Annotated in this window: 14 protein-coding genes; 7 read left to right on the plus strand and 7 right to left on the minus strand. The window is 69.5% G+C overall.

All coding sequences use genetic code 11. The features are described 5' to 3' along the window. The first annotated feature begins 73 nt into the window (after nt 1-73). Genes zwf through eda form a run of 3 tightly spaced genes read left to right on the plus strand, consistent with a single transcriptional unit; the run spans nt 74 to nt 3925 of the window. Nucleotides 74-1513, plus strand: coding sequence for a glucose-6-phosphate dehydrogenase (gene zwf / locus ACMX37_RS12065; protein WP_483146157.1), 1440 nt, complete (start codon nt 74-76; stop codon nt 1511-1513). After that, nucleotides 1506-3317 carry a phosphogluconate dehydratase gene (gene edd / locus ACMX37_RS12070; RefSeq protein WP_483146158.1) on the plus strand — a complete coding sequence of 604 codons (1812 nt, stop codon included), beginning with the start codon at nt 1506-1508 and terminating at the stop codon, nt 3315-3317. Before zwf ends, edd begins: the two co-directional genes overlap by 8 nt. Next, nucleotides 3317-3925: a bifunctional 4-hydroxy-2-oxoglutarate aldolase/2-dehydro-3-deoxy-phosphogluconate aldolase gene (gene eda, locus ACMX37_RS12075; RefSeq protein WP_483146159.1), complete on the plus strand. Its 609-nt coding sequence runs from the start codon at nt 3317-3319 to the stop codon at nt 3923-3925. The genes edd and eda overlap by 1 nt, the downstream gene beginning before the upstream one ends. Nucleotides 3926-4033: 108 nt before the next feature. Here the strand turns inward: eda and ACMX37_RS12080 are convergent, their stop codons facing one another. From ACMX37_RS12080 to ACMX37_RS12095, 4 genes are all read right to left on the minus strand, one after another. Then, entirely contained in the window at nt 4034-4933 is a 900-nt protein-coding gene (locus tag ACMX37_RS12080; protein ID WP_483146160.1) for an alpha/beta hydrolase, read from the minus strand. 51 nt (nt 4934-4984) lie between these two features. Beyond that, on the minus strand, nt 4985-5854 hold the full coding sequence (locus ACMX37_RS12085) for an ROK family protein (protein WP_483146161.1): 870 nt from the start codon (nt 5852-5854) through the stop codon (nt 4985-4987). Continuing rightward, complete coding sequence (locus ACMX37_RS12090; protein WP_483146162.1) at nt 5854-6939, minus strand: glycoside hydrolase family 68 protein; 1086 nt, start codon at nt 6937-6939, stop codon at nt 5854-5856. Before ACMX37_RS12090 ends, ACMX37_RS12085 begins: the two co-directional genes overlap by 1 nt. A 97-nt stretch (nt 6940-7036) precedes the next feature. Further along, on the minus strand, nt 7037-9499 hold the full coding sequence (locus tag ACMX37_RS12095) for a TonB-dependent receptor domain-containing protein (RefSeq protein WP_483146163.1): 2463 nt from the start codon (nt 9497-9499) through the stop codon (nt 7037-7039). A 178-nt stretch (nt 9500-9677) separates the two neighbouring features. Between ACMX37_RS12095 and ACMX37_RS12100 the strand changes: the two genes are divergently transcribed. The 4 genes from ACMX37_RS12100 (at nt 9678) to ACMX37_RS12115 (ending at nt 15407) form a co-directional block, all read left to right on the plus strand. Beyond that, on the plus strand, nt 9678-11006 hold the full coding sequence (locus ACMX37_RS12100; protein ID WP_483146164.1) for an MFS transporter: 1329 nt from the start codon (nt 9678-9680) through the stop codon (nt 11004-11006). Between the two features lie 8 nt (nt 11007-11014). After that, nucleotides 11015-12046 carry a LacI family DNA-binding transcriptional regulator gene (locus tag ACMX37_RS12105; RefSeq protein ID WP_483146165.1) on the plus strand — a complete coding sequence of 344 codons (1032 nt, stop codon included), beginning with the start codon at nt 11015-11017 and terminating at the stop codon, nt 12044-12046. Nucleotides 12047-12198: 152 nt separating this feature from the next. Further along, a complete protein-coding gene (locus ACMX37_RS12110; RefSeq protein WP_483146166.1) occupies nt 12199-14322 on the plus strand; it encodes a TonB-dependent receptor in 2124 nt (707 codons plus the stop codon). Further along, nucleotides 14322-15407 (plus strand): PepSY-associated TM helix domain-containing protein, encoded by a 1086-nt coding sequence (locus ACMX37_RS12115; protein ID WP_483146167.1) that lies wholly within the window; start codon nt 14322-14324, stop codon nt 15405-15407. The genes ACMX37_RS12110 and ACMX37_RS12115 overlap by 1 nt, the downstream gene beginning before the upstream one ends. Here the strand turns inward: ACMX37_RS12115 and ACMX37_RS12120 are convergent, their stop codons facing one another. From ACMX37_RS12120 to ACMX37_RS12130, 3 genes are all read right to left on the minus strand, one after another. Next, nucleotides 15408-16052, minus strand: coding sequence for an NrsF family protein (locus tag ACMX37_RS12120; protein WP_483146168.1), 645 nt, complete (start codon nt 16050-16052; stop codon nt 15408-15410). It lies immediately after the preceding gene. A 2-nt stretch (nt 16053-16054) separates the two neighbouring features. Continuing rightward, a complete protein-coding gene (locus tag ACMX37_RS12125; protein WP_483146169.1) occupies nt 16055-16579 on the minus strand; it encodes a sigma-70 family RNA polymerase sigma factor in 525 nt (174 codons plus the stop codon). 102 nt (nt 16580-16681) lie between these two features. Next, nucleotides 16682-17812: an acyl-CoA dehydrogenase family protein gene (locus tag ACMX37_RS12130; RefSeq protein ID WP_483146170.1), complete on the minus strand. Its 1131-nt coding sequence runs from the start codon at nt 17810-17812 to the stop codon at nt 16682-16684. Nucleotides 17813-17828: the final 16 nt, after the last annotated feature.

A 17828-nucleotide genomic window follows, 5' to 3' on the forward strand; every position in this document is an offset into this window, starting at 1 on the left:
TAAGTATGCGCGACGCTGGCAGTTAGCCCCACGCGCGCCTAGGTAGAGCGCGCAAGAGAAGGGGCCTTTGCGCATGAGCTTCACTGCTGACCGCCTGCTGCTGTTCGGAGCCACCGGCGACCTTGCCCAGCGCATGCTGCTGCCGAGCCTCTTCGCGCTCGACGCCGACGGGCTCCTCGCCCCCGATCTGAAGATCATCGGCACCGCACGCAGCGAGATGAGCGACGGCGAATACCGCAACTTCGCCCGCGCGGCGCTGGAGAAGTACCTCCCCGCCGACCGGCGCGGGCGGATGGCGGAGTTCATGAACCGTCTCTCCTACCAGACCCTCGATGCGACCACGCTCGAGGGCTATGCCGATCTCGCCGCCAAGGTCGGCACGCCGCAGCGCGGCCTCGCGATCTTCCTCTCGACCGCGCCGAGCCTGTTCGGCCCCACGATCAAGGGCCTGCAATCGGCGGGTCTGACGGGCGAGCACGTGCGGATGTGCCTCGAAAAGCCGCTCGGCACCGACCTCGCCTCGAGCCGCGAGATCAACGATGCGGTCGCGGGCGCTTTCCCCGAGAGCCGGATTTTCCGCATCGACCACTATCTCGGCAAGGAGACGGTGCAGAACCTCTTGGCGCTGCGCTTTGCCAACCTGATGTTCGAGCCGCTGTGGAACGCGGCGCATATCGATCACGTGCAGATCACCGTCGCCGAGACCGTGGGCCTCGAGGGGCGCGTCGCCTTCTACGACGATGCCGGCGCGATCCGCGACATGGTGCAGAACCACATGCTCCAGCTGCTCGCGCTGGTGGCGATGGAGCCCCCGGCCCACTTCGACGCCACCGCCGTGCGCGACGAGAAGGTCAAGGTCCTGCGCGCCCTGCGCAAGGTCGGCTCGAACGAGACCGTCACCGGGCAGTACCGCGCGGGCGCGATCGGCGGGCAGGCGGTGCCGGGCTACGACGAGGAGCTGGGCAAGCCGTCGGACACCGAGACCTTCGTCGCGATCAAGGCCCATGTCGACAATTGGCGCTGGAAGGGCGTGCCCTTCTACCTGCGCACCGGCAAGCGGATGCCCAAGCGCGTCACAGAGATCGTCATCCAGTTCCGCTGCGTGCCGCACTCGATCTTCGCCGGGAAGGGCGCGACGATGCAGCCCAACCGCCTCGTCATCGGCATCCAGCCCGAGGAGAACATCACCCTCTCGCTGATGGCCAAGGTCCCCGGCCTCGACCGCGAGGGCATCCGCCTGCGGCAGGTGCCGCTCAACATTGCCATGCCCGATGCCTTCTCGGGCGCGGTGCGGCGCATCGCCTATGAACGCCTGCTGCTTGATCTGGTTGAGGGCGACCAGACCCTTTTCGTGCGACGCGACGAGGTGGAGGCGCAGTGGGAATGGGTCGATGCGATCCGCGCCGGCTGGGAGGCGGACGGCCTCACCCCCAAGACCTACACCGCCGGCAGCTGGGGCCCTTCCGCGGCTATCGCCCTTGCCGAGCGCGACGGAGTGACGTGGCATGAGTAACCTCAACGACACCCTGCACAAGGTGACGCAGCGGGTGATCGAGAACTCCCGCGCCAGCCGCCAGGCCTATCTCGACCTCATCCGCCGAGAGGGCGACAACATGGGCGACCGTGCGGCGGTGTCCTGCTCGAACCTCGCCCATGCTTATGCCGGAATGGAGGACGACAAGCCGGCGATGGTGGCAGGGCGCGGGCCGAACATCGGCATCGTCACCGCCTACAACGACATGCTCTCGGCCCACGCGCCCTATTACCGCTACCCCGAGCGGCTGAAGATCCACGCCCGCGAGATCGGCGCGACAGCGCAGGTCGCGGGCGGCGTGCCGGCGATGTGCGACGGGGTGACGCAGGGCGAGACGGGGATGGAGCTCTCGCTCTTCAGCCGCGACGTGATCGCGCTTGGCACCGCGGTCGCCCTCTCCCACGCGATGTTCGACGGGGCGCTGCTGCTCGGCATCTGCGACAAGATCGTGCCCGGCCTGCTGATGGGCGCGCTGCGCTTCGGCCATCTGCCGATGATCTTTGTCCCCGGCGGGCCGATGCCTTCCGGCATTCCGAACAAGGAAAAGCAGCGCGTCCGCCAGCTCTATGCCGAAGGCAAGGCGACCCGCGCCGAGCTGCTGGCGAGCGAGATGGGGAGCTACCACTCGCAGGGCACCTGCACCTTCTTCGGCACGGCCAATTCCAACCAGATGATGATGGAAATGATGGGGCTCCACGTCCCCAATTCTGCCTTCATCAACCCCGGCACCAAGCTGCGCCAGGCATTGGACCGCGAGGCAGTGCACCGCGTGGCGCAGATCACCCGCAAGGGCGACGACTATCGCCCGCTGGGCCTCGTGGTCGACGAGAAGGCGATCGTGAACGCGGCGGTGGGCCTCCTCGCCACCGGCGGCTCGACCAACCACGCGATCCACCTGCCCGCCATGGCGCGCGCGGCGGGCGTGATCTTCGACTGGAACGACCTTTCGGAGCTTTCCAGTGCTGTCCCGCTGATCGCGCAGGTCTATCCCAACGGTTCGGGCGACGTGAACCACTTCCACAACGCGGGCGGGATGGGCTTCGTGATCGGCGAACTGCTCGAGGCAGGCCTTGCGCATGGCGACATCCTGACGGTCGGACGCGGCGGCTTTGCCGATTACGCGAAGGAGCCGGGACTGGACGGCGAGGAACTGGTGTGGCGCGAGGTCGGCCCGAGCGGCGACGAGACCATGTTGCGCCCCGTCAGCAACCCCTTCAAGCCCGACGGCGGGATGCGCCTGCTCGAAGGCAATCTCGGGCGCGCCTGTTTCAAGACCTCGGCGGTGGACGAGAGCCGCTGGACGGTGGAAGCCCCCTGCCGCGTCTTCGAGGACCAGCCGAGCGTCGCCGCCGCCTTCAAGGCGGGCGAACTGGACCGCGACGTGGTGGTCGTCGTGCGCTTCCAGGGCCCGCGCGCCAACGGGATGCCCGAACTCCACAAGCTCACCCCGCCCTTGGGCGTGCTCCAGGACCGCGGGCACAAGGTCGCGCTCGTCACCGATGGGCGCATGTCGGGCGCTTCGGGCAAGGTGCCCGCCGCGATCCACTGCACGCCGGAAGCTCTCGGCGGCGGCCCGCTGGCGCGGCTGCGCGACGGCGATGTGGTCAAGGTCTGCGCCCGCACCGGCGAACTCTCGACCACCGCCGACCTCGCCAGCCGCGATTCCGCGCCCGATCCGCACGCGGAACTCGGCACGGGCCGCGAGCTGTTCGGCATGATGCGCCGCTTCGCCGACGGGGCGGAAGCAGGAGCGTCCGCAATGCTCGCCACCGGAGGAATGTGATGAACATCGACGCCATCATGCGCACGGCGCCGGTCATCCCGGTGATCGTGATCGAGGACGAGGCCCACGCCGTCCCGCTCGCCGAGGCGCTGGTCGCGGGCGGTCTCAGGGTGCTCGAAGTCACCCTGCGCACCCCCGCCGCGCTGGGCGCTATCCGGGCGATGAAGGAGGTGCCGGGCGCGATCGTCGGGGCGGGCACGGTCACCAACCCGCGCGAGCTGGATGCGGCGCTGGAGGCAGGGAGCGAGTTCATCGTCTCCCCCGGCCTCACCGAACCGCTGGGCAAGGCGGCCATTGCGGCGGGCGTGCCCTTCCTGCCCGGCATCGCCAACGCGGGCGACATCATGCGGGGGCTCGACCTGGGGCTCGACCGCTTCAAGTTCTTCCCGGCGATGGCGGCGGGGGGTCTTCCCGCCCTGAAGGCGCTCGCCGCGCCCTTCGGGCAGTGCCGGTTCTGCCCGACCGGGGGGATCAGCCTCGAGAACGCACCCGAATGGCTGGCCTTCGATCCGGTGCTCTGCGTCGGCGGCTCGTGGGTGTCACCCAAGGGCGCGCCCGACAAGGCGGTGGTGGAGCGGCTGGCGAAAGAGGCCTTCGCGCTGCGGTGACGCCAACCTCCGTTCACCCTGAGCTTGTCGAAGGGCCGTTCTTCTTCCAGTCCTGGCAGAAGAAGAAAGTGCTGTGCTTCGACAAGCTCGGCACGAACGGATCTTGTTCTATTTCGCCAGCAGCCACCCGAAAATCTCGGGCAGACGCGCCGCCCAGGCGTTCTCCTCGTGCTCGGCGCCTTCGTAGACCTTGCTCTCCCAGTCGCGGCCCTTCTCCCAGCCTTGCGCCGCGAACCGCGCGTCCACGACCTGCTGGTAGGGCGCATAGAAGGCATCGAGCGTCGCCGTGCCGTGGTCCAGCCACACCCGCCGCCCGTCGGGCTGGCCGAGCCGCGCTGCGAACCAGCCGTCCCACAGCGCCTTGAGTTCATTGGCGTCGACGGCGCGTGGATCGACTGCGGGCCAGTGCGAGGAGACGCACCCCGCCCGCCCGAACACCTGCGGCTTTTCGAGAAAGGCATAGCAGCTCATCAGCCCGCCCATCGAGGAGCCCACGATCGCGGTGTCGTCGCGACCCGGACGGGTGCGGAAGCTTGCGTCGACCCATGACTTGAGCGGCCCGGCGATCCAGTCGAGATAGCGATCCGAGACGATCTTGCCCCCGGTGGCCGCGTCCATCTGCGCACGCAAGGTCCCGCCCGCCGCGTCATAGGCGCTCTTCGGAAGGTATTGGCGATAGCGGTCCGCGCCCGGCGCCCAGATGCCGACGATGATGTGCGGCTCGACCTTGCCGCTCGCCACTGCCGCCAGCATCGCCTTGTCGGCGGCCCAGATCTTCTTGAAATTCGATTTCTCGATGTCGAACAGGTTGTGCCCGTCGTGCATGTAGAGCACCGGATAGCGCCGCTCGCCCGCGTCGTAGCGGGGGGGCAGCCAGATCGTCAGGCGCTGGTCGGGGAGGTCTGCGGCGGGGACGCGCTCGTATTCGATCAGGCGCCCCTCGTCTTTCGCCGCCAGCGGCGCGGCAAGGCCCAGCAGCGCGAGCAGCGCGGCAAGCAGTCGGAACATCGGCAACCCTCCCTCTCTCTGCCCCTTCCTAGGTCGGGGAGAGGGCGCGCTTCAAGCCCCTGAGGCGGCGGCCTTGGCCAGCATCATCGCGCCGACGATGCCCGAATCCCCGCCAAGCCGCGGGCGGATCACCTTCTGGCGCGCGCCGCCCGGCAGGTAGCCCGCATCGAGCGCCCGGGCGCGGGTCGCGACGCGTTCGACGAGGTCAGGCGTGTTCGCCACCCCGCCGCCGATCACCACCTCCTCCACCGCAACGCTGGCGAAAAGGGTGTGGCAGGCCTGCCCGATGTAGTCCGCGATGATCGCATGGCCCGGGTGGTCCAAGGGCAGCTCGGAGAGCGAGGCGCCCCAGCGCGCGATGATCGCGGGGCCGCAGGCGAGGCCTTCGAGGCAGTCGCCGTGATGCGGGCAGATGCCGGCGAAATCACGATCCTCGGGATGGCGGCGCGGGTAGAGGTGGCCGATCTCGGGATGGGCGATGCCGTGGACCGGCCGTCCGTCCAGCACCAGTCCGCCGCCGATGCCGGTGCCGATGGTGAGATATGCGAGGCTCCCACTCGCATCCCGACCGCTCGCGGCGTGTTCGGCGATGGCAGCCGCGTTGACATCGGTATCGAAGCCCACCGGCACGCCGCCAAGCGCCCGCGCGAGATGGCCCGCCACATCGCAATCGGCCCAGCCGGGCTTGGGGGTGTTGGTGATGAAGCCCCACTTCGGCGAGGCGCGGTCAAGCTCCACCGGCCCGAAACTGCCGATCCCGACCGCGCTCACCGGGCCCTGCGCGGCGAACCACGAGGCAGCCTCGGCGAGGGTCGTCGCCGGGTCGCCGGTGGGGATGGTATGGCGGGCAAGGATGCGCTCCGGCGAAGGCCCCGCCGCGAGCACGAACTTGGTGCCCCCTGCCTCGATCGCGCCCAGCATCAGGCGGCGCTCTCCAGCGCAAGGCTCGCGCGCTCGCCGTCGAGCGCGAGGCGCAGGAGCGGCGCGGGCACGCCGCCGAAGCCGCCACCCGGCAGCACATCGACGAAGCTGCACACGGTGAGGCTCGCATCGACATACCAGCTGTAGGTCTGCTGCGGCGCGTGCGACGGGTTGGCGAGCACCAGCCCGCTGCCGTTGAGCGGTCGCCACGGCCCGGCCATGCTGTCCGCCACCATCCCGTAAAGCCCTCCCGGCGCGTGGCGCAGACCTTCGGCGAAGGTCGCGCTCTGCGTCGACCAGAAGGCGTAGTAGTTACCCTGGTAAAACACCAGATGGGCGCGTTCGAGCTCGTTGTTGACGCCCTCGGCATGGAGGCACGGGGGGATCAGCTCCCACCCCGAGGCGCCCTTGCGGGCGAGGCCGAAGGCGCCGTTGAAGGCGCTGGCCGAACCGGCGAGCGAGGCCGTGAAGGCAATGTATTCGCTGCCGTCGGCAGGATCGCGGAAGAAGGCGGGGTCGCGGAAGGCCTTGATCCGCCCGGGCTCGCCCTCGTGGGCGTCGGCGGCCATGTAGTGCGGGCCGTAGCCCGTCACCAGCGGCGCGGGGGCCGACCAGTCCTGCGGCCAGCCGTCCGGCCCGAGGCGCGCCGAAGCGGCCCACAATTCCTGCCGGTAACCCCCGGAGCGCGCGGCGCTTCCGGCGGCGGTGAAGAACAGGGTCAGCACGCCGTCGTCGAGCAGGGCCGAGCCTGCCCATTCGCGCTCGTAGGGCACATCGCCCCTGTCGGGAAGCACCGGGCCGCGGTCGTGCCAGGCGCCGTCCGCCCGCTCGATCCAGTGGATCTTCGCCTCGAAATGGCGGAGCGCCGGATCGCCGCGGTCGGGCGCGGTGAGCGCCATCCACTGCTCGCGGCCACCGATCAGGACGCGCGCGCCCGAGGCATCCTGCACCGGCCACATGTCCCAGTAGAGCCGCCCCGCATGCAGCGCCGAGCGTTCCGCCGCGCCCACCGCCGGGATCAGCGCCTCCGCCGGTGCGGCCGGTCCGATGCGTCCCACGTGCTCGGCTGTCCAGGCACTCGTCATCGCGGCAAGAATCCCATCACGTCAGATCTCGAAAAGAAAGACAGCTGGCCGCCGGGGGAGGAGGTGGCGGCCAGCCGTCATGCGCCCGGTCCGGCTGTCAGAAGTCGAACCGGACCGAGGCGAGCACCGTGCGCCCGGCGATCGAGCGCGCGCGCACGAGGCCGTTTGCCGGGATCGAGCCCTCTTCCGCCTCGGTGAAGCCGGTGGCGTTGAAGAGGTTGGTGGCGTTGAGCCCGATCTCGATGCGGTCGATCGGCCGCACCGCCACGAAGGCGTTGACCTGCGCGAAGGCGGGCAGGACAAGATCGTTGTTGTCCTGCGTGAAGCTCTCCGTGGTGCCGACGATGTTGGCGCCCACGGTGAACAGGTCGGCGTCGTATTGCGCGGTCGCCTGGTAGACGAGGTCGGCCTGCCGCCGGGGGGTGTTGCCGATGGTGGCCGCGTTGAGTGCGTCCTTGATCTCGGCATCGGTCCAGGTCGCGCCCGCCGTCAGGCTGAAGGGCCCGCTGCGGTAGGAGCCTTCAAGCTCGATCCCGTAGGCCTCGAAGGTGGTGTCGAACAGCACCAGCGGGGCGATGTCGACATTGGTTTCCGAGGTCTCGGCATAGAAGCCGGTGGCATAGAGCGCGAGCCCGCCCGACTGGTACTTGAGCCCCGCCTCGAGCTGGTCGACCCGGGCGATCACCCCCGCATCGCCTCCCGGAAGGCTGCCGTCGACGGCGCTGACGGCGGGCGAGAACAGCGAGCGGTCGGCGGTGTGGCGGCCGCCCCGGCTGTAGCGCGCGAAGACGCCCAGATCGTCAGTGACGAGGTAGTTCGCCCCCAGCGAGAAGCTGAGATAGTCGAAGTCGTAGTTCACCGGCCGCGCATTGCCGAGCGGCAGGACGCTGGTCTGCGCCTCGGCCGGGCTGATCGTGCCGTTGCGGTCGAAGTCGAAGCTGCCGACGCCGACACCGAAGCCGCTGTCCGCGCCGGTGATGGTGCCGCTGGCATCGCCGAAATCGTAGCGGATCGAAGCGTCGATCGTCAGGCGGTCCAGCTCCAGCGAGAGCGAGGCGAAGGGCGCGTAGGTCGAATAGTCGACATCGTAGGAGCGGCGGCAGCAATTGCCGAAGAAGCTCGCGCCGAAGCCGACCGTGCCGTTCTGGGTGACGAGCTGGCCGCCCGCATTGCGCACGTCGACCAGCACCGCCTGCCCGTCGCCCTGCACCGTCTGGAGGTGGCTGGTCCACAGCCAGTCGGTGTCGACCGTCTGGCGCGAGAGGTAGAAGCCGGTGGTGAAGTTCGCCGTGCCGCCGCCGATGTCGAACGCCTTGTTGACGCGGAAATCATTGGTGACGTTGTCGAGGCTGTTGAGCCGGACGTTGAAGTTGACGACATTGGTGAGCAGGCCATTGCCGCCGATGGTGGCGGCATTGGCGAGCTGCCCTGCATTCGGCCCGCTGGCAAAGATGATGCTCGACCCCGCGCCGCCGACCGAATTGGCCACCGCCTGCGCCGCGCCCGCGCCTGCCGGGAAGGGCGAGAGGAAGCCGCCCGAATTGTCAGCGAAGCGGAAGCGGTTGGTCAGCGTCCAGCCGCTGCCCACGTCGATCTCGCTCTCGATCCCGAAGGCGAGGCTCTTGACCGAGAGGCCGTCGCGGAAGTCGTAGCTCGCCGGGTTGTTGTTGCCGTCGAGCGTCACCGCCCGGCCGAGGAAGGGGCTGTAGAGGCTGTCGCGGCGCGGATCGAAGCCGGGGATCGCCTGATAGTCCGGGTTGCCGCCCGTCCCCGTCACCCGCACCGGCTGGGGCAGAATCGTGGGGGTGCGGTCGTCGAGATACTTGGCGTGGAAGCGGATGTAGCCGCCGTCGAATTCCTTGGTGATGTTGGCCTTGATCTGGCCGCCATCATAGCCGTTGTAGCCGATATCGCGCGGGCCCTCGCCGGTGCGGTAGAAGCCGCCGACGTGGAAGTAGAGGTCTTCCGCGAGCGGGGCGCCGTAGTCGAAATCGAGCCGGTAGCTCTCGAAATCGAGACCGACGCTGGCCTGGATCGCGCCGCCTTCCTGCTTGCCGGTCTTGGAGATGAAGTTGATCACCGCGCCCGGTGCGTTCGAGGCGAAGGTCGAGGCCGAACCGCCGCGCACCGCCTCGACGCGGGCGACCGAGCGGTCGGCGCGCAGGAAGTTGTCGGCATTGCCGAAGATGATGTCGCCGAACTCGAGGATCGGCAGGCCGTCTTCCTGGAGCTGGATGTAGCGCGCGCCGCCGGTCGAGACGGGGATGCCGCGCACCGCGATGTTGGCGTTGCCCTCGCCGCCCGAGGCTTCCGAGCGGATGCCCGGGATCTGGCGGATGAGGTCGGCCGAGGAGGGCGCGGCGAGATTGGCGATGGTCTCGGCGCCGATGGTGCTGACCGAGACCGAGCTTTCGATGCGGTTCTGGCCGCGGGCGACGGCGGTGACGATGATTTCCTCACCCTCGGCGGCCGGTGCATCGGCGTTGTCCTGCGCGAAGGCGGGGCTGGCAAGGAGGGCCGACGCGGCGGCACCGGCGCAGAGCGCGTAACGCAATTTCATGGTGTCTCTCCTCTCGGGTTCGCGCCTCTGGGGACGCTTGACGAGCCTTGCCTAATCATCCTGCAAACGATTGCAACAGGAATCTTGCAATCGTTTGCAATTGTCGCCGATTCATGTCACCTCCAAGCCACAGCGCAGGCTATAGTGCGCGTGACATACAGCTGGGATGAGGCGCCAAATGTCGGAAAAGCCGCGGCTTTCGCTGCTCAGAATCATCGAGATGAACATCGGCTTCTTCGGCCTCCAGTTCTCTTTCGGGCTGCAGCAGGCCAACATGGGGCCGATCTACGGCTTTCTCGGCGCGGACGAGGCGTCGATGCCGCTGCTGTGGCTGGCAGGGCCGATGACGGGCCTGATCGTCCAGCCGATCGTGGGCGCCATGAGCGACCGCACCAACACCCGCCTCGGCCGCCGGACGCCCTATTTCCTCGTCGGCGCGATCATCTGCACCCTCTCGCTTTTCGCCATGCCCTATTCGAGCACCCTGTGGATGGCGGCAAGCCTGCTGTGGATCCTCGATGCCGGCAACAACATCACGATGGAGCCCTACCGCGCCTATGTCGCCGACCGGCTCGCGCCGGGCCAGCGATCGGTCGGCTTCCTGACCCAGAGCGCCTTCACCGGCCTTGCCCAGACCCTGTCCTACCTCGCGCCCTCGCTGCTCACGGCGTTCGTCGCGAAAGACGTGCTCGACGCCAACGGCATTCCGGTGATCGTGCGCATCGCCTTCATCATCGGGGCGATCCTCTCGATCTCGACCATCGTGTGGTCGGTGTGGCGCGTGCCCGAACTGCCCCTCGACGCCGCAGAGCAGGCCGAGCTCGAATCGCGGCCGCTGACCGCGCGCGCCACCTTCGCCGAGATCGGTTCGGCGATCCGCGAGATGCCGCGCCCGATGAAGCAGCTGGCGGGCGCGATGCTGTGCCAGTGGTATGCGATGTTCGCCTATTGGCAGTACATCACGTTTGCCGTGGGCCGCTCGATCTACGGCACCAGCGATCCGGCGAGCGGCGCCTTCCGCGAGGCGACCCTCACCGCCCAGCAGGCCGGCGCGCTCTACAATTTCGTCGCCTTCCTCGGCGCGCTGGCGCTGATCCCGATCGTCAGGCGCTTCGGCGCGCGCGCCACCCATGCCGCCTGCCTTGCCGCCTCGGGCACGGCGATGCTGATGATCCCGGGCGCCGCGACGCCGGCGGGCCTGTTCGTGCTGATGCTCGGCATCGGGATCGGCTGGGCGGGGATGATGGGCAACACCTATGTCATGCTCGCCGACTGCATCCCCCCGGCGCGCAATGGCATCTACATGGGCATCTTCAACATGTTCATCGTCATTCCCATGCTGATCCAGACGCTGACCATGCCGCTGATCTACCGCCCCCTGCTCGGCGGCGATCCGCGCCATGTGCTCATTCTGGGCGGCGGCTTGATGCTGGCGGGCGCGCTCGCTACGTTGCTGGTGGATGCCGGCCATCGCAGACCCCGGGAACAGGGGCTCGCCGCCGGCTAGGGAGTTCTATGGCCGAAAGCGACCACAAGGCCGCGCGCACCACGGTGCGCACCATCACCGATCTCGCGCGGCTTGCCGGGGTCTCGCCCGGCACCGTGAGCCGCGCCCTTGCCGGCAAGAGTCTCGTCAACGCCCGGACCCGCGAGAAGATCGTCGCGCTCGCCCGCGAACACGGCTTCCGCCCGAACCAGATGGCGAGCGGCCTCCGGCGCCAGAAGACCGGGGTGATCGGCGTCGCCATCCCGCTCGGCCACGACATCCGCCAGCAGATCTCCGACAGCTTCTTCATGACCCTGCTCGGCTTCCTGGCGGACGAGCTCACCCGTGAAGGCTACGACCTGATGCTGCGCCGGGTGGTGCCGGACAGCGACGAGGACTGGCTGGACCGCTTCATCGGATCGGGAATGATCGACGGGGTGATCGTGATCGGCCAGTCCGACCAGTTCGAGCGGATCGAGGAGGTGGCCGAGGGCTACACCCCGATGGTCGTCTGGGGGAACCACCAGGAGGGCCAGCGGCACTGCGTGGTGGGCACCGACAACCGGCTCGGCGGGCGGCTCGCGGTGGAGCGGCTGATCGCGGGCGGAGCGAAGCGCATCGCCTTTCTCGGCGACACCGGGCCGATGGAATTCGCCGCGCGCTTTGCCGGGGCGCAGGACGTGGCCGTTCGCATGGGTGTCGCGCCGGTGCTGCCGCTGCCCACCCACCTCTCCCCCGACCGCGCGGGCGAGGAGATCGCGCGCCACATTGCCGCCCACGGGCGGGAGATCGACGGGATCTTCGCGGCCACCGACACCCTCGCCGCGCTTTGCCTCACCGAACTGCGCGCACAGGGGCTGCGCGTTCCGGACGATGTGAGGCTGGTCGGTTTCGACGACCTGCCGATCGCCCGCCAGACGGTGCCGCCGCTCACCACCGTGCGGCAGGACATCGCGGCGGGGGCGCGGGGCCTTGTCGACCTGCTGCTGCGCCGGCTGGCGGGCGAAACCACCGAGAGCCTCGTCCTGCCCCCCGAACTGGTGCTGCGCGAAACGGCCTAGCTGCCGCCGCCCGTGACCAGCGCCGCAGACGGCGCGGGGGCCGGTGTTTTTCACGATCCCGCCTATCTCGCAAAAGTCGCAGAAATCCGCTTGCGTTATTGATAATCATTCTTAGAGGAGACTCGCAAATGATTATCAGAAACGGATTACCGATGCGCCTTGCCCTCCTCCTCTCCGCCGCCCTGCTCCCCCTCGCCACCTCCGCCCGGGCCGCCGAGGAGAGCGCCGAGACCCTCGCCGCCGAGAGCGAGAGCGCCGAGCCGATCGTCGTCAGCGCCGCGCGCACCGCCCTGCCTGTCAGCGCCTTGCCGCTTTCCGCCGAGGTGATCGACCGCGAAACGCTCGAACGGCAGCTCCAGATATCCGGTTCGGTGGTCGATGCCGTCGCCGCGCTCACCCCCTCCTTCTCCCCCGCCCGCCAGAAGCTCACCGGACAGGGCGAGACACTGCGCGGACGCTCGCCGCTGTTCGCGATCGACGGCATTCCCCAGACCGCCCCCCTGCGTGACGGATCGCGCGACGGCTTCACCATCGATCCCTTCTTCATCGACCGGGTGGAGCTGATCCTCGGCTCCAACGCCCTCCAGGGCATCGGCGGCACCGGCGGCGTGATCAACCAGGTGACCGTCTCCGCCCCTGCCGAAGACGGCTGGAGCGCGCGCACCATCCTCCAGGGCACCGCCGAGAGCGGTTTCCGCAGCGACGGCTTCGGCGGCAAGGCCGGCGCGCTCGTCGCCAACCGCTCGGGCGCCTTCGATGTCGTCGCCGGTGTCGCCTACGAGCGGCGCGGCGTGTTCCGCGACGCCCGCGAGCGCCGCATCGCGCCCGACGGCACGCAGGGCGACCTGATGGATTCGGACAGCCTCTCCTTCTTCGCCAAGGCCGGCGTCGAACTGGGCGAGACCGTGCGGCTCGAGGCGATGGGCCAGCGTTTCCGCCTGCAGGGTGACGGCGATCTGATCGCGGTTCCCGGCAACCGCGCGACCGGCCTGCCCTCGACCGGCGCGCCCGGCACCGTCCCCGGCGAGGCGCCGGAGAACCTCGCCGAAAGCCTCGCCCTCACCCTCACCGCCGACGACCTCGCGGGCGGCGCCCTGCGCGTGCGCGGTTTCTGGAACCGCACCGCCGACATCTACGGCGGCGGCGTCTTCGCCGATTTCCAGGACCCGGCCATCGCGCCCGTCGGCACGCTGTTCGACCAGTCGCAGAACATCAGCCGCAAGTGGGGCGTCAACGCCAGCTGGGAGCGCGGGCTGGGCCCGCTCAACCTCGTGGTCGGCGTCGACCTGCTCAACGACCACACGGTGCAGAAACTCGCGGCGACCGACCGCGCATGGGTGCCGCCGACCGACTACCGCTCGATCGCGCCCTTCGCGCAGGGCAACCTCGCGCTGTGGGACGGGAAGGTGCGCCTCGCGGGCGGGGTGCGCTGGGAGAATGTCGACATCTCCATCGACGATTACCGCACCCTGTGGTTCTACGGGCCGCAGCAGGTCGGCGGCGGCTCGCCCAGCTTCGACCGCGTGCTGCCCAACGGCGGCATCGTGATCGAGCCGACCCCCGGCATCCGCGCCTATGCCAGCTACGCGCAGGGCTACACCGTCCCCGACGTGGGCCGCATCACCCGCGCGATCCGCACGCCCAATGTCGATCTCGACCGCTTCCTCGACATCGCCCCCGTCGTCGCCGACAACCGCGAGATCGGGGTCGAGGTCAATCGCGGCCCCATCGCGGCGAGCGCCACCTGGTACTGGTCGGACAGCGACGAGGGTCAGCTGCTGGTGCTGGTCGGCGACGTGTTCGAGGTGCAGCGCCAGCGCATCGAGATCGAGGGGCTTGAGCTGAACCTCACCACCGCCACCCCCGTCCCCGGCCTGCGCCTGGGGCTGGGCTATGCGCACCTCAACGGGCGCGTGGACACCAATGGCGACGGGATCGTGAACGCCGATCTCGACGGGGCCAATATCGGCCCCGACCGCCTCAACCTGTCGGCCGACTACACCAACGGGCCGGTCAGCCTGCGCCTGCAATCGCGCACGCACTTCTCCCGCCGGTTCGACGGCGGCGATCCGCGCAACGACTTCGGCGGCTTTACCCTGCTCGACGGGTCGGTGACCGTGGCGACCGGCTTCGGCAACGTCACCCTCGCTGCGCAGAACCTGCTCGACAAGCAGTACATCGACTACAATTCCGACACCCAGCGGCCCGCCGACAACCTGCGCTTCTTCGCCGGGCGCGGGCGGTCGATCACGCTCGGCTGGCTCGGCGCCTTCTGATGCGGGGCGCGCTCCTGCTGGTTCACCGCTGGCTGGGGGGCCTTGTCGGCCTCGGGCTGGCGGTGCTCGGGCTGACCGGTGCGGCGCTGCTGTGGAAGCCGTGGTGGGCGGGCGTAGCACAGGAAGCGCGGGCGCCGGGCGAGGCCGAGACGCTGGCGATCATCGCTGCGGCCGATCGGCTCGGGGCGGGCTACGTGACCCTGCCCTCGGCCGAGTTCGGCGCCGCACAGGCGGGATTGCCGGGCGGCGGCGGGGCCTATCTCGCGCATGACGGCACGCTGCTCGCCCGCTGGCAGAGCGTGTGGGAGCGGCCCGAGACCTTGCTGTTCGATCTCCACCACCACCTGCTGATGAGCGAGACGGGCGAGTTGATCTCCGGCTGGCTCGGCATCGCGGCGACGCTGTTCTGCGTGACGGGGCTGATCCTGTGGTGGCCGACGCGGCGCACCTTCCGGCTGCGGGCACTGCCGCCGCGCTTCACCCGCCCGGCGATCATCCTCCACCACCGCGATATCGGCGCGGTGCTGGCGCTGCCGATCCTGCTCGCGGGGCTGACCGGCGCGCTGATGGTGCTGAAGCCGCTCGGCGAGGCGGTGCTCGCACCGCTCTCGCCCGCGCACGACGTGTCCGCGTGGCAGGCAAAGCCGCCCGCGGCGCCCTCGGCGGCACAGCCCGATTGGCCGGCGATCCTCGCCGCTGCGCGCACCCGTTTCCCCGATGCGCAGGCGCGCATGATCGTCTGGCCCAAGACGCCGGGCGAGGCGGTGACGGTCCGGATGCGCCGACCGTCCGAATGGCATCCCAACGGGCGCACCACGCTGACGCTTGCGGGCGAGGGAACGGTGCTGATGGCGCGCGATGCGCCCGCCGCGCCGCTCGCGGTGCGCGCGCAGCACGCGCTCTACCCGCTGCACTCCGCGCGGATGGCGGGGAGCGCGCTAGCCCTGCCGCTCAGGATCGTGATGACGCTCGCGGGGCTGGGGCTGGCGCTGCTCGGGAGCCTCGCGGTGGTGAGCTTCTGGCGCAGCCGCAAGGGCCCGCGTCCGGCGGCACCCGCGATGCCGCGCGGGCGGCTCACCGGCTGATCACCAGCGGATCAGGCGCGGGACGATCACGCGGCCCAGCAGGCCCGTCGCCACCACCACCGCGCTGTGCCACAGCCCGATGTGGACGATATCGTTGTCGGGACAGTGGAGCGAGGCGGCGAAGATCCCGAAGGCGCCCGCCGCCACCCCGGCCACCAGCCCCGCGCGTTCCGCCGAGGTCGGCGCGCCGCGGCGCAGCCACAGCACCAGCAGCGCGAACACCAGCAGCGAGGAGACGGTGCCGCCCGCAAGGCACTCCGCCCCGTGGCGCATGAGCTCGGGCGACATCGTCCCGGCGCCCCGCCCCATCGCCACGATCACCCCCGCAAGCGGGAGCAGCCCGGCCATCGCCGCGGCCCAGCGCCAGCCGCCGTGATCGCTGCCCACCTGCGGGCGGCTCATGACCATCACCGCCACGGTCGCGGCGAGGGCAAGGCCGAGGAACAGGCCGGTGGAAACCAGATGCATCGGATCGAGATGCCCCGCCAGCCACTCCGCGCGCAGCCCGAACAGCCCGACCACGGCCACCACCGTCACCCCCGCCGCGGCGAGCGCCAGCGCCAGCCCCTCGCCGAAGCGCAGCGGGCGCACCGCTTCGAGCTCGCTCACCAGCTGGGCGATCAGGGCATCGGAACTCTTGTGCATCGTCATTCTTTCTCGATCATGGCGGCGAGCTTCTTCAGCCCGCGGTGGATGTTGACCTTGACCAGGCTCTCGCTCTGGCCCGTCATTGCCGAGGCCTCGGCAATGCTCAGCCCCTCGATCTTGACGAGGGCAATGGCGCGTTCCTGCGCCGGGGGGAGGAGGCCGAGCAGCCGGTCGAGGCTGATGCGCGCGGCGATGGCGGGCTCATCGTCGGTGCCGATAAGCTCCTCGTGAAGCGCATGCTCGTCGGCGCGGTAGAGGCGGCGCAGGTGATCGACCCAGCGATAGCGGGCAATCGCGGCGAGCCATGGCAGGAAGGGCCGCGCGGCATCCCACGAGGCGCGCTTGGCGTGGAGCGCGATCAGGGTCTCCTGCACCAGATCGTCGAGCTGCGCGGGCGCGATGCGGCGGCTGTAATAGCCCCGCAGCCACCGCCGGCAGGCCTCAAGCAGCGCCGCATAGGCCTGGCGGTCGCCTTGCTGGCTGAGCGCCATCAACCGCGCCAGAGTGGTCTCGTCCGCTCTCATCCCCGCCGGTTCGCGCGGGCGCGTCGCGGGGTTACAGCGCCCATGAAAAAGCCCCGCTCTCGCCGGGCGGGAGCGGGGCTCTGAAGATCGGCCAGGCCGCCCTCAGGACAGGGCGACGTGACGCTTCAGGTGGTGGTCGACATTGCCGAACTCGCTGTCGAAGATCGTCAGGCGCTTGAAGTAGTGGCCGATGGCATATTCGTCGGTCACGCCGTTGCCGCCGTGGATCTGGACCGCTTCCTGCCCGATCAGCCGCGCCGACTGGCCGACGCCGACCTTCGCGGCCGAGACAGCCAGCTTGCGGGTCCGCTCGTCCGAGCCGAGGCGCAGGGTGGCGAGATAGGTCAGCGAGACCGCCTGTTCGTAGGCGGTGTACATGTCGACCATCCGGTGCTGGAGCACCTGGAAGGAGCCGATGGGCACGCCGAACTGCTTGCGCTGGCGGCTGTATTCCACGGTCATCGCATGGGCGACCTTCATCGCCCCGCAGGCCTCGGCGCACAGCGCGGCGATGGCTTCGTCGGTGACGAGCTCGATCAGCGCCAGCCCCTCGCCCTCGGCCCCGATCAGCGCTTCCGCGCCAACCGCGACGTTCTCGAAATAGACTTCCGAGGCGCGGCGGCCATCGACCGTCACATAGTCGCGGGTGGTGACGCCGGGGGTGTCCTTGGCCAGCACGAAGACCGAGACTCCGCTCCGGTCGCGCCGCTCGCCGCCGGTGCGGGCCGTGACGACAAGATGGCTCGCCCAGGGCGCGCCGATCACGACCGCCTTGTGGCCGTTCAGCACATAGCCCGAACCATCCTTCTTCGCGGTGGTTTCGAGGTCGGCATAGTCATAGCGGCCCTTGGGCTCGGCATAGGCGAAGGCAAACACCGCGCTGCCCGAGACGATCGCGCCGATATGCTCTTCCTTCTGCGCCGCCGTGCCGCCGTGCTTCAGGAACCCGCCCGCGCAGACCACGGTCGGCAGGAACGGCTCGACCACGAGGCCCTTGCCGAATTCCTCCATGATCACCATCGCATCGACCGCGCCGCCGCCGAAGCCGCCGTCGGCCTCGGAGAAGGGCATCCCGAGAATGCCGAGTTCGGCCAGCTGCGCCCAGATCTCCGGCCGCCACCCCTCGGCGCTGGCGATGGCCTTGCGGCGCTCCTCGAAGCCGTATTGCTCGCGCACCAGCCGCGAGAGGCCGTCGCGCACCATGCCCTGTTCTTCGGTGAAGTTGAAATCCACGAATTCTCTCCCGTCC

The sequence above is a fragment of the Porphyrobacter sp. THAI-01a genome (assembly GCF_056868655.1).

Coding starts and splice junctions, on each gene's coding strand:
- ACMX37_RS12090 (WP_483146162.1), bottom strand. CDS start 6,939: ATGACGAGTGCCTGGACAGCCGAGCACGTGGGACGCATCGGACCGGCC.
- ACMX37_RS12105 (WP_483146165.1), top strand. CDS start 11,015: ATGGCCGAAAGCGACCACAAGGCCGCGCGCACCACGGTGCGCACCATC.
- eda (WP_483146159.1), top strand. CDS start 3,317: ATGAACATCGACGCCATCATGCGCACGGCGCCGGTCATCCCGGTGATC.
- ACMX37_RS12125 (WP_483146169.1), bottom strand. CDS start 16,579: ATGAGAGCGGACGAGACCACTCTGGCGCGGTTGATGGCGCTCAGCCAG.
- edd (WP_483146158.1), top strand. CDS start 1,506: ATGAGTAACCTCAACGACACCCTGCACAAGGTGACGCAGCGGGTGATC.
- ACMX37_RS12120 (WP_483146168.1), bottom strand. CDS start 16,052: ATGCACAAGAGTTCCGATGCCCTGATCGCCCAGCTGGTGAGCGAGCTC.
- ACMX37_RS12110 (WP_483146166.1), top strand. CDS start 12,199: ATGCGCCTTGCCCTCCTCCTCTCCGCCGCCCTGCTCCCCCTCGCCACC.
- zwf (WP_483146157.1), top strand. CDS start 74: ATGAGCTTCACTGCTGACCGCCTGCTGCTGTTCGGAGCCACCGGCGAC.
- ACMX37_RS12100 (WP_483146164.1), top strand. CDS start 9,678: ATGTCGGAAAAGCCGCGGCTTTCGCTGCTCAGAATCATCGAGATGAAC.
- ACMX37_RS12115 (WP_483146167.1), top strand. CDS start 14,322: ATGCGGGGCGCGCTCCTGCTGGTTCACCGCTGGCTGGGGGGCCTTGTC.
- ACMX37_RS12095 (WP_483146163.1), bottom strand. CDS start 9,499: ATGAAATTGCGTTACGCGCTCTGCGCCGGTGCCGCCGCGTCGGCCCTC.
- ACMX37_RS12080 (WP_483146160.1), bottom strand. CDS start 4,933: ATGTTCCGACTGCTTGCCGCGCTGCTCGCGCTGCTGGGCCTTGCCGCG.
- ACMX37_RS12085 (WP_483146161.1), bottom strand. CDS start 5,854: ATGCTGGGCGCGATCGAGGCAGGGGGCACCAAGTTCGTGCTCGCGGCG.